This window comes from Prochlorococcus sp. MIT 1341 (genome assembly GCF_034092415.1).
GTDB lineage: Bacteria > Cyanobacteriota > Cyanobacteriia > PCC-6307 > Cyanobiaceae > AG-363-P08.
On record NZ_CP139304.1, the window covers coordinates 1,241,423 to 1,264,772 of the forward strand.

The 23,350-nt window shown below is 37.0% G+C and carries 18 protein-coding genes; 14 read left to right on the forward strand and 4 right to left on the reverse strand.

The genetic code is table 11. The annotated features are described in order from the left end of the window. Positions 1 to 22 precede the first annotated feature (22 nt). Entirely contained in the window at positions 23 to 1,711 is a 1,689-nt protein-coding gene (locus SOI84_RS06280) for a DNA repair protein RecN (protein ID WP_320673708.1), read from the reverse strand. Positions 1,712 to 1,787: 76 nt separating this feature from the next. On the opposite strand from SOI84_RS06280, the gene SOI84_RS06285 reads away from it, so the two are divergent. The 7 genes from SOI84_RS06285 (at position 1,788) to purF (ending at position 11,597) form a co-directional block, all read left to right on the forward strand. Next, positions 1,788 to 3,647, forward strand: a complete 1,860-nt coding sequence (locus SOI84_RS06285; RefSeq protein ID WP_320675394.1) for an AarF/ABC1/UbiB kinase family protein — start codon at positions 1,788 to 1,790, stop codon at positions 3,645 to 3,647. 61 nt (positions 3,648 to 3,708) lie between these two features. After that, positions 3,709 to 4,212 carry an alpha/beta hydrolase gene (locus tag SOI84_RS06290; protein WP_320673709.1) on the forward strand — a complete coding sequence of 168 codons (504 nt, stop codon included), beginning with the start codon at positions 3,709 to 3,711 and terminating at the stop codon, positions 4,210 to 4,212. A gap of 16 nt (positions 4,213 to 4,228) precedes the next feature. Beyond that, positions 4,229 to 5,329: a threonine synthase gene (gene thrC, locus SOI84_RS06295; RefSeq protein ID WP_320673710.1), complete on the forward strand. Its 1,101-nt coding sequence runs from the start codon at positions 4,229 to 4,231 to the stop codon at positions 5,327 to 5,329. 361 nt (positions 5,330 to 5,690) lie between these two features. Then, entirely contained in the window at positions 5,691 to 6,857 is a 1,167-nt protein-coding gene (gene dnaN / locus SOI84_RS06300) for a DNA polymerase III subunit beta (RefSeq protein WP_320675395.1), read from the forward strand. A gap of 3 nt (positions 6,858 to 6,860) precedes the next feature. Beyond that, entirely contained in the window at positions 6,861 to 7,652 is a 792-nt protein-coding gene (locus SOI84_RS06305; protein ID WP_320673711.1) for a PRC-barrel domain-containing protein, read from the forward strand. A 22-nt stretch (positions 7,653 to 7,674) separates the two neighbouring features. Next, positions 7,675 to 10,056: a phosphoribosylformylglycinamidine synthase subunit PurL gene (gene purL / locus SOI84_RS06310; RefSeq protein ID WP_320673712.1), complete on the forward strand. Its 2,382-nt coding sequence runs from the start codon at positions 7,675 to 7,677 to the stop codon at positions 10,054 to 10,056. Positions 10,057 to 10,136: 80 nt separating this feature from the next. Continuing rightward, a complete protein-coding gene (gene purF / locus SOI84_RS06315) occupies positions 10,137 to 11,597 on the forward strand; it encodes an amidophosphoribosyltransferase (RefSeq protein ID WP_320673713.1) in 1,461 nt (486 codons plus the stop codon). Positions 11,598 to 11,601: 4 nt separating this feature from the next. Here the strand turns inward: purF and SOI84_RS06320 are convergent, their stop codons facing one another. The 3 genes from SOI84_RS06320 to queG form a co-directional block, all read right to left on the reverse strand. After that, a complete protein-coding gene (locus SOI84_RS06320; RefSeq protein WP_320673714.1) occupies positions 11,602 to 14,073 on the reverse strand; it encodes a DNA topoisomerase (ATP-hydrolyzing) in 2,472 nt (823 codons plus the stop codon). Between the two features lie 73 nt (positions 14,074 to 14,146). Next, positions 14,147 to 15,031 carry a tetratricopeptide repeat protein gene (locus SOI84_RS06325; RefSeq protein ID WP_320673715.1) on the reverse strand — a complete coding sequence of 295 codons (885 nt, stop codon included), beginning with the start codon at positions 15,029 to 15,031 and terminating at the stop codon, positions 14,147 to 14,149. A 1-nt stretch (position 15,032) separates the two neighbouring features. Further along, complete coding sequence (gene queG, locus SOI84_RS06330; protein WP_320673716.1) at positions 15,033 to 16,007, reverse strand: tRNA epoxyqueuosine(34) reductase QueG; 975 nt, start codon at positions 16,005 to 16,007, stop codon at positions 15,033 to 15,035. A 217-nt stretch (positions 16,008 to 16,224) separates the two neighbouring features. Here queG and SOI84_RS06335 point away from each other — a divergent pair, with 217 nt between their 5' ends. The 7 genes from SOI84_RS06335 (at position 16,225) to SOI84_RS06365 (ending at position 23,329) form a co-directional block, all read left to right on the forward strand. Continuing rightward, positions 16,225 to 16,362, forward strand: a complete 138-nt coding sequence (locus SOI84_RS06335; protein ID WP_320673717.1) for a hypothetical protein — start codon at positions 16,225 to 16,227, stop codon at positions 16,360 to 16,362. Between the two features lie 421 nt (positions 16,363 to 16,783). Further along, positions 16,784 to 17,533 (forward strand): DUF502 domain-containing protein, encoded by a 750-nt coding sequence (locus tag SOI84_RS06340; RefSeq protein ID WP_320673718.1) that lies wholly within the window; start codon positions 16,784 to 16,786, stop codon positions 17,531 to 17,533. 31 nt (positions 17,534 to 17,564) lie between these two features. Then, positions 17,565 to 18,203: a transcription antitermination factor NusB gene (gene nusB / locus SOI84_RS06345; protein ID WP_320675396.1), complete on the forward strand. Its 639-nt coding sequence runs from the start codon at positions 17,565 to 17,567 to the stop codon at positions 18,201 to 18,203. Further along, entirely contained in the window at positions 18,200 to 19,588 is a 1,389-nt protein-coding gene (gene ftsY, locus SOI84_RS06350; RefSeq protein WP_320673719.1) for a signal recognition particle-docking protein FtsY, read from the forward strand. The genes nusB and ftsY overlap by 4 nt, the downstream gene beginning before the upstream one ends. A 58-nt stretch (positions 19,589 to 19,646) precedes the next feature. After that, a complete protein-coding gene (locus tag SOI84_RS06355; RefSeq protein ID WP_320673720.1) occupies positions 19,647 to 21,056 on the forward strand; it encodes a GAF domain-containing SpoIIE family protein phosphatase in 1,410 nt (469 codons plus the stop codon). Between the two features lie 41 nt (positions 21,057 to 21,097). After that, on the forward strand, positions 21,098 to 22,477 hold the full coding sequence (argH, locus tag SOI84_RS06360) for an argininosuccinate lyase (RefSeq protein ID WP_320673721.1): 1,380 nt from the start codon (positions 21,098 to 21,100) through the stop codon (positions 22,475 to 22,477). A gap of 123 nt (positions 22,478 to 22,600) precedes the next feature. Next, positions 22,601 to 23,329, forward strand: a complete 729-nt coding sequence (locus SOI84_RS06365; protein WP_320675397.1) for an RNA-binding protein — start codon at positions 22,601 to 22,603, stop codon at positions 23,327 to 23,329. The last annotated feature ends 21 nt before the right edge of the window (positions 23,330 to 23,350 follow it).

A 23,350-nucleotide genomic window follows, 5' to 3' on the forward strand; every position in this document is an offset into this window, starting at 1 on the left:
TTCTACGAAGGAACTTGTGGTTTTAAGCAGCTTCTTTAGAAAGCAAACTAGATGCGTAAAGCCTTGAATGAGCAAAATCACCACCAGCTAGCTCTGCAAGCTCCTTTTCGCGATCTTCAATACGTTCCAGAGAAGAAACCTCAACATTCGTAAAACCACCCTCAACAAATTTACTGATTCGCAAATGATTATCTGCTTTTACTGCAACTAATGGCTGATGAGTAACACAAAAAACCTGATTATTGAAAGATAATTCCTTAAGTAATACTGCTATAGCTGTACTAACTTTGCCACTAACGCCTGAATCAATCTCGTCAAAAACGAGTGTACTAGAACCTGCTCTACTAGCTAATGTCGTTTTTAACGCTAATAAAAAGCGGGACATTTCACCACCAGAAGCAATGCGTATTAAAGGGGCAAGGGGCTGATCAGGATTAGAAGAAAAAAGGAAAAGAACAGAGTCCACACCATGTTCTGTTGGTTTTTCAGAATTTAATTCAACCTTAAATCGAACATTAGGTAATCCCATTGATTTTAGATATTGAAGAAGTTGATTTTGCAGTTTTAATGCAGCCTTATGCCTCAACTCAGAAAGTTTTTTATTATTCAGATCGCGAAATTCACGAAAACTATGCTCTTCTTCTGCCAATCGAGAACATATAACTTGAGGTTGATCTGAATTTATCAAGTCTCGCAAGCGATCTCTTTCTGATATTAAATGAGACAAATCACAATTACTTATACGCTTTAAGTGCTTTAAATATGAAATTCTATCTTGGATCTCATCTAATTTTTGAGGATCGGAATCTAAATTACTTGCATAATGTTGTAATGACTGTGAAAGGGAATCTAAACGAGTAAATACATCCAGAATGCTTTCTAAATAGGTTGAGAGGCTAGAGTCTAGTTGTGTCAATATATTGATTTCATTCAAGCAATTATTTAAGAGCTCTAGGACAGTCGGTAAATCACTATTTGATTCATAAAGAATAGAGGAAAGAGTAGATAGACCTTGCTGTATGCGAACTGTATGAGCTAATGTATCTTGTTGATTCAAAAGTTTAACATCCTCTTCTGGGTCTAGTAGTTGAGCTGCTTCTAATTTTGACAAAAAGGCTTTCTGCTCTGAAATTTGACTTTCTAAATTCATAAAATCATTCTGAGCTGCCTGTAAAGAACAAAAAGCTTTCTTCCACTTATAATAAGCTTCTTTTACAGCAATTTTTGAATCTTCTAAAATCGAACCACCGAAACAATCTAAACAATCTCTTTGATGACCTGATTTAGATAGTTCTTGGACTTGGCCTTGTCCCGTCAAATCAATCAAACTAGGACGGATAGATAATATTTGATCCTTACTGACTGCTACTCCATTGATTCTAAAACGACTAATTATCCGATCCTGCCTGCGAATCAAAACTCTACTAACCAATAATTCATTGTCGACTGCATCAAAATCATGGTTTGTAAAGGAGGCCATATCAATACAATCAGCTGTAAAAGAAGCTTCAATATGTCCTCGATCGCATCCTGTACGCAATAACCCAGACAAGCTGGGGCCAGAAAGCCCCCCCAAAAGTGCATCCAGGGCATCTAATAAGATCGATTTGCCAGCACCTGTTTCACCTGTCAAAACAGTAAAACCTTGCTTAAAAGTCAAATCAAGGCTTTGAATAAGAGCAATGTTGGATAATCGAAGACCTGTTAGCAAATTTCCTTCTCGTTACCAACTGACGGTAGCGAGTATCACGCTGCTTTAAAAGGGGGTAGAAATGGAACAAAAAAAAATGCGAGAGGAGCTAGAAGACTTCATAGAGGCTTCGGGATTGTTGGAATATGACTATGCGGCAATTGAAAGAATATACAGAGGAAGTCCGATGCGACTTATAAATAGAGTTTTAGAAACGCTGGTACCCATAGGACTATTTATAATTGGAATTGGAACAGACAAAATTCTGGGACTACTTAATAATGAACAAAGGACAAAGGAAAGAGCAAAGGAATGTGCACAACTATTTGTTAGCTTGGGCCCTGCATTTATTAAAGCTGGACAAGCACTATCAACAAGACCAGATATTATCCCAACAGTATTATTAGATGAACTTGCGCAACTCCAGGATCAACTACCTGGATTTGATAGCAAACTTGCAATGGCTTGCATAGAGGAAGATCTCAAAAAACCCATAGAAGAAATATTTAAAGAGATTGAAATAAATCCGATTTCAGCCGCATCGTTGGGTCAAGTGCATAAAGGAGTTTTATTGAATGGAGAAAGTGTTGCTGTAAAAGTTCAAAGGCCTGGATTACGAGAACAAATTACATTGGATTTATATATCGTCAGAAATATTGCAGTTTGGATAAATAAAAACGTAAAGCTAGTGCGAAGTGATGTAGTTGGCTTAATAGATGAACTTGGAAAAAGGGTTTTTGAGGAAATGGATTATTTAAATGAGGCAGATAATGCTAGAAAATTCAGAGAGTTACACTCGAAGAATGAAAAAATTTGCATTCCAAAAATATACAAAGATGAAACTAGTAGAAGAGTGTTAACCATGGAATGGATTGAAGGTGTAAAATTAACGAATATAAATGCAGTTAAAAAACTAGGAATAGATCCCAATGAAATGATAGAAATTGGAGTAAGTTGTAGTTTACAACAACTACTCGAACATGGTTTTTTTCATGCAGATCCGCATCCTGGAAACCTATTAGCCTTAAGCGATGGACGTATTTGTTATCTTGATTTTGGTATGATGAGTGAAGTAACTAGAGAATCAAGAACAGGTCTTATACAAGCAGTAGTTCATTTAGTCAATAAAAACTTTAAAAAGCTGTCTCAGGATTTTGTGACATTAGGATTTTTAAGTAAAGAAGTAAATTTAGAACCGATTGTCCCTGCCTTTGAAAGTGTATTTGATGAAGCAATCGAAAAAGGTGTTGCAAAATTAGATTTTAAAGCAGTTACTGATGAAATGTCAGGTGTTATGTATAAGTTTCCTTTTCGTGTTCCCCCTTACTATGCGCTTATAATAAGATCTTTAATTACTTTAGAAGGAATAGCATTAAGTGTAGATCCTGAATTTAAAATACTTGGTGCTGCATATCCTTACTTTGCCAAAAGACTAATAGAAGATCCAGACCCATCATTAAGAAAAAGTTTAAAAGACATGGTCTACGATGATGGCAAATTTAATTGGAAAAGATTGGAAGAGTTGATTGAAATTACAAATAGTCAAGTCTCAATTGATATTGAATTAATTTTAGATCAATTAATAAATCTTCTATTCTCCGAAAAAGGTGGATTACTTCGTGATCAACTGGTTGATAATATGGTAATAAAACTAGACGATGTTAGCTGGAGAATTGTAAAAAAAGCAAAAAGATTTCTACTAAGCCCTATAGAAGTTATAAAAAAGAGAAAAGAATGGAATATAAAAAACAGAATCTTGCTAGAATTAGAGCCTATACGAGAATTAAGAGCTGTGTTAAAGACTATACCAGGGTTTAGAACACAACTTCTATTAGCAAGAATTCCTAGAATCCTTAGTGAACCTGATACAAGAAAAATGAGCATCGGAGTTATGAAAGGTGTAACCGAAAAAGGATTAGTTAGAGTTATCAAAAGAACTGCTAAAGCAAGTTCTTAAAAAAAATATGAAAATCAAGAAAAGAAATTTTTTAATTCCTATCCTATTGTTAGGATTAGAATTGAATAACATTAAACCTGCAAACGCTGCGAGTTATATTGCATTTGTTAGTGGGGGCTTTCGCCGATCTGTATCAATAGAAAGTATTGAACAACTTGCCCAAACTGGAGAGGCCAAAGGTATTTTGAAAGATTTACTAAAATTTGGTTCTCAAGATCCAAAAGAAATTTCAAAGTTGTTGAACCAAGAAGTTGAATTACCTCTAGTACTCACAAGTCGTCTAATTAATAGTAAAATAGGTGAAGCTGTTATTGGAAGAGTAGCAAAAATAATCCATCCCATAAAAGTTGAAGATCCCAAAATTGCAATACCTGCTATTAGGGCTGGAATTGTGTTAGGAATAGCAAAAAGAGGAGATTCGTTAACTGCTGTCGACTTTATAAAAGCATATCCAACACAAACGATGGCTATAAGTATACCCGAATTACTAAAAGTCATAGATAAGGTAAACTCAGTAAGTGGACTGATAAAATTTTTCTCTAGTTCACCACTAGAAAAACTTTAAATGGGGTAAGCACAAAGTGAGTATTATCAACAAAATCCAAAAAAAAATAAACGGAACACAACAAAATGAATGGACGGGTTTAATAAACGCCTATAAAAAATTTTTACCTATAAATTCTAAAACTCCTATTATCACACTAAAGGAAGGGAATACGCCTCTAATACGAGCTAGTAAATTAGAGAAAATAATTGGTAGAAATATTCAAATTTTTCTTAAATATGATGGACTAAACCCAACAGGATCATTCAAAGATAGAGGAATGACTATGGCAATTAGTAAAGCAAAAGAAGAAGGTTCAAAAGCAGTTGTTTGTGCAAGTACAGGAAACACCTCAGCATCTGCTGCAGCTTATGCTAGAAGAGCAGGACTTAAAGCATATGTTGTAATTCCAGATGGATATGTTGCGCAAGGAAAACTAGCGCAAGCATTAGTTTATGGTGCTGAAGTACTAGCAATAAAAGGAAATTTTGATAAAGCACTTGAGATTGTTCAATCTATTGCAAATGACAATCCAATAACACTGGTAAATTCTGTGAATCCTTATAGATTACAAGGTCAAAAAACAGCTGCCTTTGAAATTATAGAAAAATTAGGTGATGCCCCTGATTGGTTATGTATTCCTGTTGGAAATGGAGGTAATATTTCAGCATATTGGATGGGATTTAATGAATATTACAATAAGAAAAAAGCAAAAACACTGCCAAAAATGATGGGTTATCAAGCTTTTGGATCTGCACCACTTGTCTTTGATAAAATTTATGAATCTCCAGAAACGATTGCAACAGCTATAAGAATTGGAAACCCTGTAAATTGGGAAAAAGCAGTTAAAGCAAAAGAAGAAAGTTGCGGAAATTTTGAAGCAGTAACAGAAACAGAAATTATTGAAGCATATAAATTAATTGGGCATGAAGGAATCTTTTGTGAACCTGCTAGTGCTGCATCTGTTGCAGGTTTACTTAAAAATCAAAAAGAATTACCTAATAATTCAAAAGTTGTTTGTGTACTAACTGGTAATGGCTTAAAGGATCCAGATTGTGCCATTAAAAACAATGACGCTATATTTCACAGCAATCTCAATCCGGACATAAGTGAAATTTCAAAAATAATGAGCCTTTAACAAAACAAAACAGACAATTAAAAATCCGGTCAACGGAAAACCTCGAAAAACCCTATTGATTACCTGTGGGAAAACAAAGAAAAGAGAGCAAAACCATCACCGGTTTTCCACAAAACAATAAAACCTAACGAAAAGGTAGTGTTTTTTCAACGTCTTAGAATTTTATTCCACATGTCGGTTGGAAATTTTTTTGTTTGTTATCAAGGTTTTTGTGGTGTTTTCCACTTCTTCCACAGGAACTACTACTACGGATTAATTATTCTTAGAAAAAAAAAGAAAGAAAAGTAGATATTCGAAGTTCTTGGATTAATTTTTGATTTATGGGATTCCTTTCTTTGGTTTTACTGGTTACGTTGGTGGAATGAAATTCATTTGTTCTCAGATTGAATTGAATTCAGCCCTGCAATTGGTCAGTAGGGCTGTATCGTCACGCCCAACACACCCTGTTTTAGCTAACGTACTGCTAACAGCTGATGAAGGAACGAGCCGTTTAAGTCTAACTGGCTTTGATTTGAATCTAGGAATTCAAACCTCAATAGCTGCTTCTGTAAATCAAAGTGGAGCAATAACGTTACCTGCTCGTTTATTTAGTGAAATTGTTTCAAAGCTTTCAGCTGAGACTCCTATAACTGTTTTTTCAGAAGAAGACTCACAAAATGTTGAATTGAGTAGTTTAAGCAGTACGTACAAAATGAAAGGTTTATCTTCTGATGATTTTCCAGATCTTCCTTTAATTGAAAGTGGTACTTCTCTAAAAGTATCTCCAAAATCTTTAATATATGCTCTTAAAAATACCTTATTTGCCAGTAGTACAGATGAAGCAAAGCAATTGTTAACAGGTGTTCATCTTATTTTTAAAAATGACAATATGGAAACAGCTGCTACTGATGGACATAGATTAGCGATTTCAAAACAGATTGATGTTTTAAAATCTGGATCTAATTTAGATAATTCTAGTCTTGAAGAAGATGGTTCTTTTGCGATCACATTACCTTCTAAATCTTTAAGAGAAGTTGAGAGGTTAATTTCTAGTTGGAGTAATGATGAACTTGTAAGTATTTTTTGTGATCAAGGTCAAGTTGTATTTTTAGGAAGTGACCAAATACTTACGAGTCGAACGCTTGATGGAATTTATCCAAATTATAAACAATTGGTACCTGATAGTTTTTCTAGAACAATTGATGTAGAACGTCGAACATTTATATCAGCATTAGAGAGAGTTGCCGTCTTAGCAGATCAATATAATAACGTAATTAAAATAACTACAAATATAGAAACCCAGTTATTAAACATAAATGCTGATGCACAAGATGTCGGTTCTGGAAATGAATCTTTATCTGCTGTGTTAAAAGGTGATTCTTTACAGATCGCATTTAATGTTAGATATCTACTGGATGGCTTAAAGGCTATTGATGCTGATAGAGTTCTTTTAAGTTGTAATTCATCAACAACCCCTGCTATTCTTTCAAGTCCTGAGGAAATTCAACAATTTACCTATCTCGTCATGCCAGTTCAAATAAGATCTTGAGCTTTGTCTTTACCTGAAACTATTTTTCTAAGTGATTTGTTTAGGCATAGGGCACGATGTGATAGAGGGATTGATCACGGCCCAGGGGCTTTTGTTTGGATGCATCCTCCAGTTCATAGAATATTAGGTTGGGCTACTAGGCCTTCGTCTTTTACTTCTGAAAGACATGTTTGGAGACTCAATCAAATTTGTGCAATTAGTGATGAACAGGTTTATGTAAAAGGAATACCATCTATCTCAAATGTTCTTACTCTTGATTTATTACCTTCCCTTTTGGATGCTCACCTTTTAAACAATAATGGACAGAAACTTGGATTAATTGCCGATTTTGTATTTAATTCTAAGACAGGAAAGATTCTTTATTATTTGATATCCAGATCGGATCCACGCCTTCCAGGTAGTAGTAGATGGAGACTTTCGTTAGATCGTATTGTCGATCAGCATCCAGGAAGAGTAGAAGTTAATGCTACAGTTTTAGATGAGCTACCTTTATCAAGATCTAGTATTAAACAAGACTTTTTAAGACAAACTAGAAATTTTAGAGAACAATTTAATCAATTTACATCTTTAGCCTCTGACAAATTAGAAGGGTGGCTAGATGAGTCTCTTTCAGAAGAAAAAACAGATCTGTATGATTCTTATAATTATAAGGAAGATGTTGATTCTATTTTAGATTGGGATGATAATAATTCAGATTATCTTGGGAAAGATAAAAAAAATAATATTTCAGATCGTTCTTACAAGAGAGAAAAATATTCTAATATTGAATCAAATGAGGAAGATCCTTGGGTTTGAATCTTATCCTTTATTTTAAATTATGACTACTTCACCTTTTACAGAAGACTCTTCTTCACTAGATTATGATCTAGATCTAGCTTTGCAAAAGGAAGGTTTATCTCATTCTGATTTTGATGAAATCAAAAAAAGATTAAAGCGACTACCAAACAGAACTGAATTAGGCATGTTTGGCGTTATGTGGTCGGAACATTGTTGTTATAGAAATTCTAAACCCCTTTTATCACAGTTTCCCACTTCCGGACCAAATATTCTTGTGGGTCCTGGTGAAAATGCTGGCGTCGTTGATTTAGGTTATGGTCAACGTCTTGCTTTTAAAATTGAAAGTCATAATCATCCTTCTGCTATCGAACCTTTTCAAGGTGCGGCAACTGGTGTAGGTGGTATTTTAAGAGATATTTTTACTATGGGCGCAAGGCCTATAGCTATTTTGAACTCTCTCCGTTTTGGTAAATTAAATAATAGTAAAAATATTGGTTTACTTGAAGGAGTAGTTTCTGGAATATCTCATTATGGAAATTGTGTAGGGGTTCCAACTGTTGGAGGAGAGGTTTGTTTTGATAATAGTTATTCTGGTAATCCTTTGGTAAATGCTATGGCACTAGGATTAATGGAAACAAAAGATATTGTCAAATCGGGAGCCTCAGGTGTTGGATATCCAGTTGTTTATGTAGGAAGTACTACTGGTAGAGATGGAATGGGTGGTGCAAGTTTCGCAAGCGCAGAATTGTCTAATTCATCATTAGATGATAGACCTGCTGTTCAAGTAGGGGATCCTTTTTTGGAAAAAGGTTTAATAGAAGCCTGTTTGGAATCTTTTAAAACAGGTGATGTTGTGGCTGCACAAGATATGGGTGCTGCAGGCTTAACGTGTAGTTGTTCTGAGATGGCAGCAAATGGAAAATTAGGTATAGAAATTAATCTTGATTTAGTACCTTCGAGAGAAGCTGGTATGACAGCCTATGAGTATCTATTATCTGAGTCACAGGAAAGGATGCTTTTTATTGTTTATCCAGGTAAAGAACATACTTTAATGGAAAGATTTATGCGTTGGGGTTTACAGGCTGCTGTGGTTGGTCGGGTTTTAGATTCTAATATTGTTAGAGTTATTCACGAAAATAAAATTGCTGCTGAACTTCCAGCAAGTGCACTCGCTAATGATACTCCAATTAACGAACATAAATTAATTTCTTCTCCCCCTGAAGATATCCTTAATCATTGGAAATGGACTGAGGATTCTATAATTAAACCTACGCTAGATGGTGTTATTTTAAATACTAAATTGAAAGATTGGAATAATGTTATTTTAACATTATTAGATGAACCTAATATTGCATCTAAAGAATGGATTTATGATCAATATGATCATCAAGTTCAATTAAATACCCTTGTAAAACCTGGGGATGCAGATGCCGCTGTCATTCGACTTAGACCACAAAATAAAACCTCTGATGATTTAAATAATAGAGGTATTGCTGCAGTTGTTGATTGTCTTAATCGTTGGGTTTATTTGGACCCTGAAAGAGGTGCTGTTGCTTCGGTCGCGGAAGCCTGTAGAAATGTCTCTTGCGTTGGTGCAAAACCTCTAGCAGTAACCGATAATCTTAACTTCCCTTCCCCTGATACCTCTATTGGCTATTGGCAATTAGCAACTGCTTGTCATGGATTATCAATTGCATGTAAGGCTTTTCAAACTCCTGTTACTGGTGGCAATGTATCACTTTATAATGATACTCGACTTAGCGACGGATCTTTACAGCCGATCCAACCAACACCAGTTGTTGGCTTAGTAGGTCTTGTTGAAGATATTTCACAAGTTATTGGTCAATCTTGGGTTGCTCCTGGTGATAACATTTGGTTATTGGGAGTTCCTATTGAAACTTCAGAAATATCTGATGAAAGAATAAGCCTATCTGGTAGTTCATATTTAGAATATATACATAAATTGGTTACAGGACGACCTCCAAAGGTTGATCTTCAACTAGAAATTCTTGTGCAAGAATTTCTAGTAAATTGTATACGTAAAAATTTAATTTCATCAGCTCATGACGTTAGTGATGGTGGGATTGCTATTACTCTTGCTGAATGTTCTATTAGTTCTCAACTAGGTATCGAAATTGATATTCCAAAGAGTTATAACAGGCTTGATCGTATTCTATTTGGTGAGGGTGGTGCCCGAATAATTATTAGTATTTCTGAGAATAATACTTCTAACTGGTTGCAAGCAATAAAAGATTGGACTTCTAGTTACCCAAATGCAATCCATCCTCAACTTTTGGGTAGTGTTTCTACAACAGATCAATTTACCATTAAATATGATTCTAATGTTTTAATAGATCTTTCTATTTCTCAAATGAAGCATACTTCTTCTAGTTCCATTTCCAGACGTATTAATGCAGAGTAACAATTAAATTGTCATTTATTACTATCCGTATCTTTAAAGAGCTAATATTTGCTAATCATATGAACTAATTGCTTTTAGACATGTGTGGCATCGTTGGTGTTTTTTCAATCGAGTCAGTAAACCAGCAAATCTATGATTCTTTATTGTTGCTACAGCATAGAGGACAAGATTCTACAGGTATAGCCACAATGGACGGTAATACCTTTCATTTACATAAATCAAAGGGTTACGTTAAGGAAGCATATAGAACTAGGCATATGCGCTCTTTGATAGGGAATATTGGTTTAGGACATGTTCGCTACGCGACCAAAGGATCTGCTGATCGGGAAAATGAAGCACAGCCTTTTTATGTAAATGCTCCCTATGGGATAGTTTTAGTTCACAATGGAAACCTTATCAATACAAGGGAATTAGAGATTGATTTATATCAAATTGATCGACGCCACACTAATTCTACAAGTGATACTGAAATGTTATTGAATGTTCTTGCGACTGAATTACATGAGAATGTTTCTGGTCGTGAATTAACACCAGATCAAGTTTTTAAATCCGTTACCTCTTTACATAAAAGAGTTAAAGGTTCTTATGCATCGATTGCCTTGATTGCTGGCTATGGCATTTTAGCTTTTAGGGATCCTTTTGGAATTCGTCCCTTAGTTTTAGGAAAGAGATATTCGAAGGTTCATACAAAGGAAGAGTGGATGATTGCAAGCGAGTCCTTAGTTCTTGAAAATGGAGACTATCAAATTGTTCGCGACCTTATGCCAGGTGAAGCAATATTTATAACCTCTAATGGTGAATTGTTTTCAAAACAATGTGTTACAAATCCAGTTTTATCGCCCTGTTCATTTGAATATGTTTATCTTGCACGTCCAGATTCTGTTATGAATGGGATTTCCGTTTATGAAGCCCGATTAAGGATGGGTGATTATTTAGCTAAAACAATTTCTAAGCAAATCTCAAAAGGGGATATTGATGTTGTTATGCCAATCCCTGATTCTTCTCGTCCAGCAGCAATGCAGGTGGCAAGGTCGCTTGGAATTGAATATAGAGAAGGGTTTTTTAAGAATAGATATATTGGAAGAACTTTTATTATGCCAGGTCAATCACAGAGAAAACAATCCGTACGACAAAAACTAAATGCAATGGGAACAGAGTTTAAAGGAAAGAATGTATTGATTGTCGATGATTCTGTCGTTAGAGGAACAACATCAAAAGAAATTGTCCAGATGGCGAAACAATCAGGTGCTAATAAAGTTACCTTTACCTCTGCGGCGCCACCAGTTCGTTACCCTCACGTTTATGGAATCAACATGCCTAGTCGTAAAGAGCTTATCGCATATAATCGAACAGAAAAGGAAGTTCAATACGAAATATTAGCTGATCAAGTTGTTTACCAGACAGTTGAAGATTTAGAGCATTCTATTATTCAGGATTCAATTGTGAAGCATTTAGATCTTTCTTGTTTCAATGGGAAATATGTGACTGATGGAGTAACGGATGAATATTTAACATGGGTTGAAGAAACGTATGTTTCTTAAGTTTTTAGTTTAGGTTATAGATAGGCATCAGTCTGTTTATATACTCATTGTCTTTTAGTTTAATTGTATCTAGTTCTTTCAGGTTTTTAATATTTAGATTTTCTTGTTTTATTCTTCCAAATCTGTTTAAATTAGTACCTAATCCAATTATTGATTCTTCCATACAAAATGTGATAATTCTATCTTTTTCTAGTTTTTTGTCTATCAAATAGATTCCCATGCTTCCCATTGCCCCCCGACGATTTTCACGGATACCCTTTGTTTCTAAGCTACAAATTCTTCCTTGTTTTGTAGCCATAAATAATTTTTTTGTTGAGTTTTGGGAAATACTTGATGCACCAATTAATTCTTCATTAGGAAGTAGTTTCATTGTCATTGGCCCTTGTGCTAGCTTACCCATAAGAGGAGTATTATTTGTATTAATCTTTAGTTTTAGAATTCTTCCAAGATTACTTACAAGTATTAAATATCCTTTTTCTTCGCAGATAGTCGCAGATTTTAATTTCGTACCTTCTTTTAGTTTTACTAATGTAGATGCTCTTCCTGATAAATCTAAAACTTCTTCAATAGCAATTCTTTTAAACCTTCCGTCGTTATTAAGCAGCCCAAGGCTTATAGATTTTTTTTCTGGTATTTTTAGTATTTCAATTATTTTCTCGCCTTCTAAACCTCCTGGTAAAAAATTATTTAACTTTCCAGGTTGTTGATTCGCAAACTCCCATCGAATTATTGCAACTCTTCCTGTTTCTGTAATTGCAATTAATTTTGGTGATTCATTGATTGGCAGGATTAATTTTCCTGGAACTATGTCTTCAGTAACATTACATTCCTCTTTTAGATGTAATTTATCTAAAACCTTTGTACTTAATATTTTGATTTCATGGTTATATTGAACAAGGATCTTATGGTCATTTGGTATTGAGTCAAAAGCAAGTTTTCTTAGACTTTCTGTAGTGGGTCTTTGAATAGCAGCCTTTTCAGCTAATATACGATCCCCGCCTTCTATTAGTTTTGTTCTTCTTTTATCTCCAAATCTTTTCTTTAATAATTTCAATTCCTTTATAAGTGTATTCAATAAATGTTGCCTGTTGTTCAGAAGTTCTTCAAGCTCTTCTTTTTTAATTTTAAGACTATTAAATTCGTCTTTTAAGTTTTGTTGCTCCAAACCCGTTAGCCTTCTTAGAGGCATAGCTAAAACTGCATCTGATTGTTTTTCATTTAAATTTAATCTAACCATTAATTTTGCTTTTGCTGTAGCAGCATCTTTAGCTTCTTGAATCATTGATATAACTACTTGTAAATTTTTAATGGCTTCTATTAGACCTTCTATTATTTCAAGTCTATTAATTGTTTTTTGAAGGTTAAATCTTGTACGTTTTATAATAGTAAGTTCTCTGTAATTTAGGAATTCTGACAATAACTCCTTTAATGACAATTGTTTTGGTTGTCCATTTACTAGAGTAAGCAGAATTGCTCCAAAGTTATTTTGAAGAGATGTTCTTCTTTGGATTTCTAATAATACTTTTTCTGCATCAGAATCCCTTCTCAGTTCAACCATGATTCGCATACCATCTCTATCACTTTCGTCTCGAATATCTGAAATTCCATTGATTTTACCGTCGTTTACCATGTCAGCTAATTTTTCAATCCAACCCGACTTGCTTAATTGATAAGGCAATTCTGTAATGATTATTGCGTTTCTTTTGTGCTTTCCTTTACCGGGATGAATTTCTTCAATATGTGCGATTCCCCTCATGGGAATACTTCCTCTCCCTTTTAGATAAGTTTCCCGAAGTCCACTTCCCATTAGAACTTCACCTCCTGTTGGGAAATCGGGACCTGGAATAATTTCTAATAATTTTTCATCTTTTATTTCTGGTTTTTTAATTAATGCGATTAACCCGTCAACAAGTTCATTCAGATTATGTGGTGGTATAGAAGTTGCCATACCTACAGCAATTCCTGAACATCCGTTTAACAATAGAAATGGAAGTTGTGCTGGAAGTACTGTTGGCTCTTGTTGTGAACCATCAAAATTTGGGGAAAAATTTACTGTCTCTTCTCCAATTTCTGAAAGCAAACCTTCATATGCAATTCCTGCAAGTCTTGTCTCTGTATATCTCATTGCAGCTGGAGGATCATCATCCACAGATCCAAAGTTTCCATGTCCATCAAGAATTGGATATCGGCTTGAAAAATCTTGAACTAAACGAACAAGTGCGTCATATACCGCTTGATCTCCATGGGGATGGTATTTGCCAAGTACATCTCCAACGACACGAGCACATTTTCTATAGGGTCTATCTGGTGTAAGACCAAGCTCGTGCATTGCAAATAGGATTCGTCTTTGAACTGGTTTCAGTCCATCACGAACATCTGGCAACGCTCTTCCAACGATTACGCTCATTGCGTATTCGAGATATGAGCGTTGCATCTCTTGATGCAAGGAGATTGGTTTTAGGCGTTCCTCAGCCATTTAGCTAGGGGACTTTTGCAACCACGCAATGTTTAGCCTACATATTTTTGCTCGTCTTACCAGTACTTTTTGATTATGGTTCGGAATTGGCTCGGGCTCTTTCTACGTTTGCCTGCAGTTCAGGTAAAGAGAGAAGTGCTTTAGTGGCTGCTCTTAACTTTTCCCCCCATAGTTGTTTTTCTTGGTATTTAGATGAGACATAGTTTGGATTTTTAGATAATGCTTCTTTTGCAAGTTTGAGTGCCTCTTCGTTATTTTTTTCTGCATGATAAATGCCAGCTGCAAGAGCTAGCATTGGTTCAGCATTTGCATTGATTTGAATAACTTCTCGCCAAGTCTTTATTGATGTTTTAATGTCTCCAATTTCAAAGAGTACTAGTGCTTTATTATTTAAAGCTTCCCAAAATGTAGGTTTTAATTTTGTAGCCTTCTCAAAGGCTAATAATGCAGCTCTAAATTTTAATTGCATTATCTTTGCATTTCCTAAATGGAAATAAGCCCCTGCATTTTCAGGTTCTAACTTTAAGCCTCTGTTTAATAGCTCAATAGCTTTATTTGTGTTTTTTTCTTGTAACTCTATAGATGCCTCTGCAAACCACAGACTTCCTTTTTTAGGATTTATTGATTTTGCTTTTTTGAGAGATGCCTTTGCTTTTTCAAGTTTATTGGCTCTTAATTGTGCTTCTGCAAGGATAGCCCAAAGTTTATCATCAGTTTTGACAAGTCTTACTGATAATTCTGCCAATCGCTCAGCTTCTTTAGCTTGTCCCAATTGTAATAATTGTGCTGCTGTACGTCCAATACTTAGACTTGTAGCTCGAAGACTATTTTTGTTTGGCTGATATAAATAAGGAACAAAGGCTTTAGAAGGTGTTGCTAACAAGCCTGCAGATAAACTGAAAAGGGTCACTAGCAACCAATGACTTGCTTTTGATAGGCCAGGATTGGTGTGTTTCATTCTACTTTTCTTTCCCTTTCAGACTACTAGAAATACTATTTTTTGTCGCTAAAGCATTTCTTCGCCACATCCAAGGCTTAATTCTTTTTAATGCTGACCCTTTTAATTTTTTTTGCCAAGTTTTTTCATCCCATGATAAGGCTTGATTATAGGTTAACTTCATTATCCACTCTCTTGGGGTGATATCAGGATCATTGCTTTCTTTAATTGAGGACTTATTCCAGGGACATATTTCTTGACATATATCGCAGCCTGCTACCCATTTTCCTATTTCAGCAGCAATGTTTATAGGTAGATTCTCCTGACGATTTTCGATCGTATGATACGCAATGCATTTTCTTGAGTCGACAACAAATGGTTCATGGATGGCATTTGTTGGACATGCTTTGATGCATTCTTCACAAGTTCCGCAAAGAGGTTTTGATGGCTTGTCCGCAGTGAGTTTTTCTGTACATAGCAAATGGCCTATTACCATCCATGAACCGTTTTTTTGATTAATTAGGTTGCTGTGTTTGCCGATCCATCCAATACCAGCTTCTTCTGCCCATGCTTTTTCAAGTAAGGGTGAGGTGTCTACACATATTTTAAATTGACAATTCGGACGTTGTATTTTCAACCATTTGCTAATTATCTTTAATCTATCTTTCAAGATTTTGTGATAATCCTCTCCCCAGGCATATCTTGCAATTAGTAGGCTTTCGGAATGTTGTTTTTCTTTTACATAGTAATTGAGCCCTACACTTAAAATGCTTTTTGCATTAACTAATAATTCATTTATTTTTTTTCTAGTACTGGTTTCCATCCATTTCATTTCTGCGTGATTCCCTGCTGCGAGCCATCTTTCTAAAGCTTGGTTTCGTAGTTTTAACCGATTGCTGCCTGGAACTTTTGCAATTCCAATTGGATTAAATCCTTGTTTTCTAGCCACTTCTTTAAGGGCTTTGGTGAGTTCGGATTGGCTTTCTATGATTTTCATTATCAGAAACCTAGAATTAATTACTTTTAAACATTTTTGTTGTGCCTTTAAAAGATAATCTTTCGTTTTTTTTCCATAGAAGGTTCCTGTTTTGCTGACTAGGAATCACTTTGGCCCTACTCCTCTTGTTGCAGATTAGTGTTTTTGCGTCTTTTGCCTTGTTTTCGGAAAGAAGACTTCAGGAATTGTTTTTGAATGCTTAATTACCAAACCCTCAATGGGATTTGTTGGTTTGATGCTTATGGCTTTTAGTATGCGTCTAGAGGCTTCGGTGTCTTTTCAGAAAAGGATGGGATGGGTGATTCTCCCTTTTCAAGTTGTTTTGCCTTCTTGTGGTTTATTGCAACTTTTTTGATGTTTATGAAAATCTAAGTTTTTTAGAAGACTCGGGATAAATTGCCTTGACAGAGGAAAAAATCAGTTATCGATGATGCGTGAACATCTTAAAAGACCCTAATATTTTAGGAGCCTTCTCAATGCAGTTTGTTCAGTGAGGTCAGATTTCTGCTGAGGAAACAGAGGCTGAGAAGCAAGCTGTGGCAATGGAATTTGTGGATAGCAATTGGATCAGATGATTTTTAAAATTAGACTTGACGAAAAACAGCGCAAAATTGCGATAAAGCAAAGGCTTTCTGCAAGTACTTTGAGAGGAGTGGTTTTGGCTGTCTCATTTGTGTTAATTGCTTTGTCAGCATTTGCCTGACATCTCACAAAATGATCTTTCTCGTTATATTTAGTGAGATTAACCTTATGATGTGAAAGGAATTTGATGCTCCTTGGTCGAATCAAACCCCAGACCTGATCTTCCTCTAGCCGCAAGGCTTCAGCAGGATCTTAAAAATGATCTCATAGCTGGATTGTTAGTGGTGATTCCATTGGCAACAACCATCTGGCTATCGACTGTTGTGAGTAGATTTGTTCTTGCTTTTTTGACTTCTGTTCCTAAGCAATTAAATCCTTTTATTACTCTCAATCCACTTTTGCAAGATTTGATTAACCTTGCATTGGGTTTGACTGTGCCTTTGTTGGGCATTCTTTTAATTGGTTTAATGGCAAGAAATATTGTTGGGCGATGGTTACTTGAGTTTGGGGAAGGTACTTTGTCTCGTATTCCTCTTGCAGGTTCTGTTTATAAAACTCTAAAACAACTATTAGAGACTTTTTTACGGGACAACTCAAAGAGGTTTCGACGTGTAGTGCTTGTTGAATATCCAAGAGAGGGCCTTTTTAGTGTTGGTTTTGTTACAGGTTTAGTTGGTCCTTCATTGCAGCCTGAATTAGATCAACCTTTGCTTAGTGTCTTTATTCCGACAGCACCAAACCCAACAACCGGTTGGTACACGCTTGTTCCAGAATCTTCTGTTAAAGATTTAAATATTTCCGTTGAAGATGCTTTTAGAACGATAATTTCCGCAGGTATTGTTAATCCTGATGAGAGGGAAGTTCCTGTTAATCGTAGTTTTTCTAGTTTGTTCTCTCAGTTAAGAGCTCGAACAACTCCTTCCTCAACATCATCCCAGGCTTGAGGCAATATTTTTCTTCTTCTCTTGATCTATGATGCAATCTAGGTCCTTTTCTAGAGAGTTGTCCCTATTGGTTTTAGGACAAATTTCTGAAAGTAGTATTGCCTTAGACGATCATGCTTCTTTGGATCTTTTGATTCAGAAGTCCATAGAAACTCTTAAACAGCATTGGCGTGAGGTGCTTGATAATTGTGCAATTGAGTTGGAGACAGCACAGCAAAACTTAGTTCAGACTGATCCTTTAGAGTCTCCATCTATTTCTATTGATGAAACTAGAAAATGTTTAGTTAATTGTCTAACGGAAGCTGAGAAGTTGTTAAATGGCTTATCTGCAAGTGTTGAAATACCACAACTATTGGTTTTATCAGATCAAGATGAAATTCGTAAGGGTGCTATTCATCGTATAAATTTAGTCCTGCAAAATCGAAATAATATTGATCATCGCTTGGATCAGATTATGGAAGGCTGGCGTTTAAAAAGATTGCCACGAATTGATAGAGATATCCTTCGACTTGCTTGTGTTGATTTAATGATTTTAAAAACTCCCGAGGCTGTTGCTTGTAATGAGGCTGTTGAACTTGCAAATAGATATAGTGATGATCAGGGTCGTAGAATGATTAATGGAATTTTACGAAAATTCCAAGACTCTGTTTTATCTAAAGGTATCAAATGAACAATAATCAAGATTCTGATTCTTCTTTTAAAATAGATTCAGGAGCTGGTCAGGTTAGCTCTCCTTTAAATAGTTCAGAAGAAGAAGATTCTATAGAGTGGGCGCGTAAAGCATATGCAGCATTAAAGGCAAAACAAGAAGAACAAAAAGTAGAAAATTTGCAAGTTGAAGAGAAGAACCTTTCTCATCAGTCTAATTTAATAAACACTGAGAATGTAGACAACAATAAAAACATTAAAGAACCAAATACTACTGATTTAAATTCACAAACTATTCCTGGAGTTTCTAATTTAGATGCAGATTTTAGGCCTGATAATTTATCTTTAAAAGATATTAAACATGATGCTTCAATTGAAGAAGGTGTGCAGTTGGGAGAATTTGATGAAACTTTTACTTGGTCAGCAGAAGTCTTGGCTGCACAGGGACGTGATGCAAGTCAAGTCTCATTGGAAGAAGTTGATTGGTTAGGCCGTTTAAGAAGAGGACTTGAAAGTACTCGTCAAAGTTTTGTCACTGGGTTATTAGAAAACTTGGGAGATGACCCACTCACTCCTGAGGTTCTCGATGATTTGGAAACATTGCTTTTGCGTTCTGATGCTGGGGTATCAGCTACAGATCAAGTTTTGGATGCGTTGCGTTTCAAAATGAATCAAGAGGTTGTTGAACCAGAAGCAGGATTGCGATTTCTTAAGCAGCAACTTTGTAATTTGATTGAAGCTCCTATTAAAGCGACTGGTAAAAATATTCTTTCTCCAGTACGAGGTCGTCTAAATATTTGGTTGTTTGTTGGAGTAAATGGTGTTGGAAAAACAACAACACTTGGGAAAATCGCTAATTTGTCAGTTCGAAGTGGTTTTTCTACTTTGATTGCAGCAGCCGATACATTTCGCGCAGCAGCAGTTGAGCAAGTCAAAGTATGGGGAGAACGTAGCGGTGTTCCAGTTATCGCAAATGCTTCAGCCAATGCGGATCCCGCAGCTGTCGTTTTTGATGCAATTGGTGCTGCGAAATCCAAGAATGCTGATCTTTTGTTAGTTGATACAGCCGGACGTCTTCAGACAAAGAATAATTTGATGGAGGAACTCAATAAGGTGCGTCGCATAATTGACAGATTGGAGCCTGATGCTTGTGTTGAGTCGTTATTGGTGTTGGACGCTAGTCAGGGACAAAATGGTTTAAGACAGGCTATGGCTTTTAGCAAGACTGCGGGATTAACTGGTGTTGTTATTACAAAATTAGATGGCACTTCCAGAGGGGGTGTTGCTTTGGCGGTTTCTTCTGAAGCGAATCTGCCAATTCGATTTGTAGGTGCTGGCGAGGGTCTTCATGATTTGCGACCTTTTAATAGCTTTGAATTTGTTGAAGCTTTACTAGCTAAACGATGATTTAATAGTTTCTTTATGTTGGTTTTGCTACGTTTCAAATCCTCTTCAAGTTTTGGTGGTGAATAGAAAAGCACCACAGCGACATTCAATACCTTCGGTTCGGAGTACATCTGAGTCTCTGACAGTATCGTCTGCGGTTCGTGCTTTGTTGGATAGTTTGTCCAGAGAGCAGCGTTCTAATCAGGATTTGTTGTCTTCTTTAGGGTTTGCTATTAGAAGTTTTACCAACTTGCATTCTTTTCTTGAGTTGGTACCAGTTTTTACATCTCGTTTAGTTGGTGTAGACGGGTCTTTATTGGTCCCGTTTCAGGAAAATGGAAGTATTTGGCGAGAACATTTACAGGTTGTACCAATTGCTGATTCTCAGGAATTGTTAAGGCAATTGGCTTCTTTTAAGCCAGGAACACAAGAAGGTTTTGGACGAGATGGTAATCAAATCTTAGAGATGGATCGATTGGTGCAGCGTCATATGGCTGGTGTGGGCATTTTTGCTACATCAATAGTTTCTCGTGGTCGAGAAAGGGGGCGCCTATATGTTTTTGATCCTCGCGGATCTCTTGTTTGGAGTGAGGCACATAGAAGAAATGTTCAGTTGGTTGCTGATTTGACTGGTGTTGCCATTGAAAATGATTGCAGTCTTCAATTGGTTCGTAGGCATGAGAGTGTTGATCGGCAATTAACTATTGGAGCTGAGATTCAGGCTCAGCTTTTACCTGATCATTGTCCAGTTATTGAGGGTGTCGAATTGTCTGCAAGATGTAGACCTGCTTATCAGGTAGGAGGAGATTATTATGATTTTATGCCAACTCGGCCTGAATTGACTGGTCGTCGTAGAGAAAGAAGTCGTTGGGCTTTAGTGGTTGGTGATGTTATGGGTAAAGGAGTCCCAGCAGGTCTTTTGATGACCATGCTTAGGGGGATGTTGCGTGCTGAAGTTTTAAGTGGATTGCCACCTGATCGCATATTGCATGATCTAAATCAGTTGGCCTTAGAAGATCTTGCACATTCTCATCGGTTTGTTACTCTTTTTTATTCTGATTATGATCCTCGATCTCGTCGTTTGAGATTTGCAAATGCTGCCCATAATCCACCATTGCTATGGCGTTCTCAGCAGCGGTCAGTAACTAGGCTTGATGCAGCGGGTTTGTTGATTGGTTTGCAAGCAGAAGCAGAATATGTATGTGGTGAAATTGTTTTAGAACCCGGAGACGTTATTCTTTATTACACAGATGGGGTAACGGAAGCCTCGGGTATGGCCGGAGATCGTTTTAACGAAAGCCGTTTGATTCGAACTTTAGAGGTTGCCAGTAGAAGTGGAAAATCTTCTCAAGGTATTTTGGATGATTTATTTAGTCGATTAGATGCATTTGTTGGTCCTGACCACCATCTTGAAGATGATGCTTCTATGGTTGTCTTGAAGATACCCGATGGTCTTGCTTTGCCATCTGTGCCCCAGAGTATTTCATGAACTTTTTAGCATTTACTTGCAAGATTACATAACATCTTATTGTGAGTAATACCTGGAGCGATAGGTTTGATCAGGGATTGCATCCAGCAATCGAGCAATTTAATGCGTCTATTGGTTTTGATATTCAACTTTTACAAGAAGATTTGGATGGTTCTATTGCTCATGTACGCATGTTAGGAGAATGTGGCGTTATTTCGCCAGATGAAAGTTTGCAAATAGAAAAAGCACTTGAAGAAATTCGCTCAGAAGAACTGTCGGGAACATTTGTTCCTGACCTAAATGATGAGGATGTTCATTTTGCAGTGGAAAGGAGACTAATAGCCAAGATAGGTAAGCTTGGGAAAAAGCTTCATACAGGGAGAAGTCGGAATGATCAAGTTGGAGTTGATATAAGATTATGGTTACGGAGACAGATAGATTTATTGGATAAACAGTTAGAATCTTTTCAGAAAATTCTATTATCTAAAGCAGAGGAAAATTTATATGTCCTTATTCCAGGATACACTCATCTCCAAAGAGCACAACCGCTTTCTTTAGCGCATCATTTACTTGCTTATGTTGAGATGCTGCAAAGAGACAGAGAAAGATTAGTTGATGTAAGAAAAAGAGTTAACATATGTCCTTTAGGGTCTGCAGCTTTGGCGGGCACATCAGTGCCAATTGACAGACGCAAAACATCTGAAATGCTTGGATTTGATGATGTTTATTCAAATAGTCTTGATGCAGTAAGTGATAGAGATTTTGCTATAGAATTTAATTCCGCATCTGCTTTAATAATGATTCATTTAAGTCGTTTAGCTGATGAGGTTATTCTTTGGGCAACAGAGGAATTTGCGTTTGTTCGACTTACTGATCGTTGTGCAACAGGAAGTAGTTTAATGCCTCAAAAAAAGAATCCTGATGTCCCTGAACTGGTCAGAGGAAAGTGTGGCCGTGTTTTTGGACATCTTCAAAGTCTACTGACAATGATGAAAGGATTGCCACTTGCCTATAATAAGGATTTTCAGGAAGATAAAGAAGCTCTCTTTGATGTTGTTAAAACTACTCATAATTGTATAAATGCAATGACTATTCTTATGGATGAGGGGCTTGAGTTTTGTACAGAACGTCTTTCTGTGGCTGTTGAGTCTGACTTCTCTAATGCTACCGATGTCGCTGATTATTTGGCAAGGAAAGGTGTTCCTTTCCGCGAGGCTTATCAAATGGTTGGGAGTTTGGTTAAACGTTGTATTAACGAAAGAATCTTGTTACGTGACCTCACTCTTGAGCAATGGCAGGAACTTTCTCCTTGTTTTCAGAACGATATTTATGACAGCATTTTGCCTAGAGCGGTAGTTGCTTCTCGTACAAGTGAAGGTGGTACAGCTTTTTCTCGCGTAAAGGAGCAATTGAATTTTTGGAAAAATCGTTTTGATCTCTAGAAGTAATGATCCAAATACCCGCTTGGGTCTACTCTATTTAAGTCATAAGTGAATAATTTTTATTAGAGTTATTCACAAGTGGCGATTTTTCCCACAGGTCCATTTTTACGGTCAATTAGCAAAGTGAGTATTTTCGTTGGCAATCTTCCCTTCCGCGCTGAGCAGGAAGACGTGGTTGAGTTGTTTGCACCTTTTGGAGAGGTAGCAAACTGTGCGCTCCCCTTAGAGCGAGATACGGGTCGAAAAAGGGGGTTTGCGTTTATTGAAATGGCTGATGAAGCAGCTGAGGCTGCTGCCATAGAAGCACTTCAAGGCGCTGAAATGATGGGTCGTCCACTCAGGATCAATAAAGCTGAGCCTAGAGGTAGTGCTCCCCGAAGAGGCGGCGGCGGCGGCGGCTACGGCGGTGGCTACGGCGGTGGCGGTGGCTACGGCGGTGGCGGCGGTGGTAACTACGGCGGTGGCGGCGGTGGTAACTACGGCGGTGGCGGCGGTGGTAACTACGGCGGTGGCGGCGGTGGTAACTACGGCGGTGGCGGCGGTGGTAACTACGGCGGTGGCGGTGGCTACGGCGGTGGTGGTGGTAACTACGGTGGCGGCGGTGGTGGTAACTACGGCGGTGGCGGTGGTGGTAACTACGGCGGCGGCGGTGGTGGTAACTACGGCGGTGGCGGCGGTGGTGGTAACTACGGCGGTGGTGAGCCTGCTGATCGTGGGCCCTCAGGTGCTAGTGGTTGGGAAGATAGAAGTTATGGGGGAGGAGCTTCCACAGAGAATGCATCTGATGATGATCGGAGGAGTAGACGACGTAGGGGTGCAGCTCCAGAAAATACCGAAGATTTTGGTGGTTGAGAGCCCTAAATTACGCAAAAA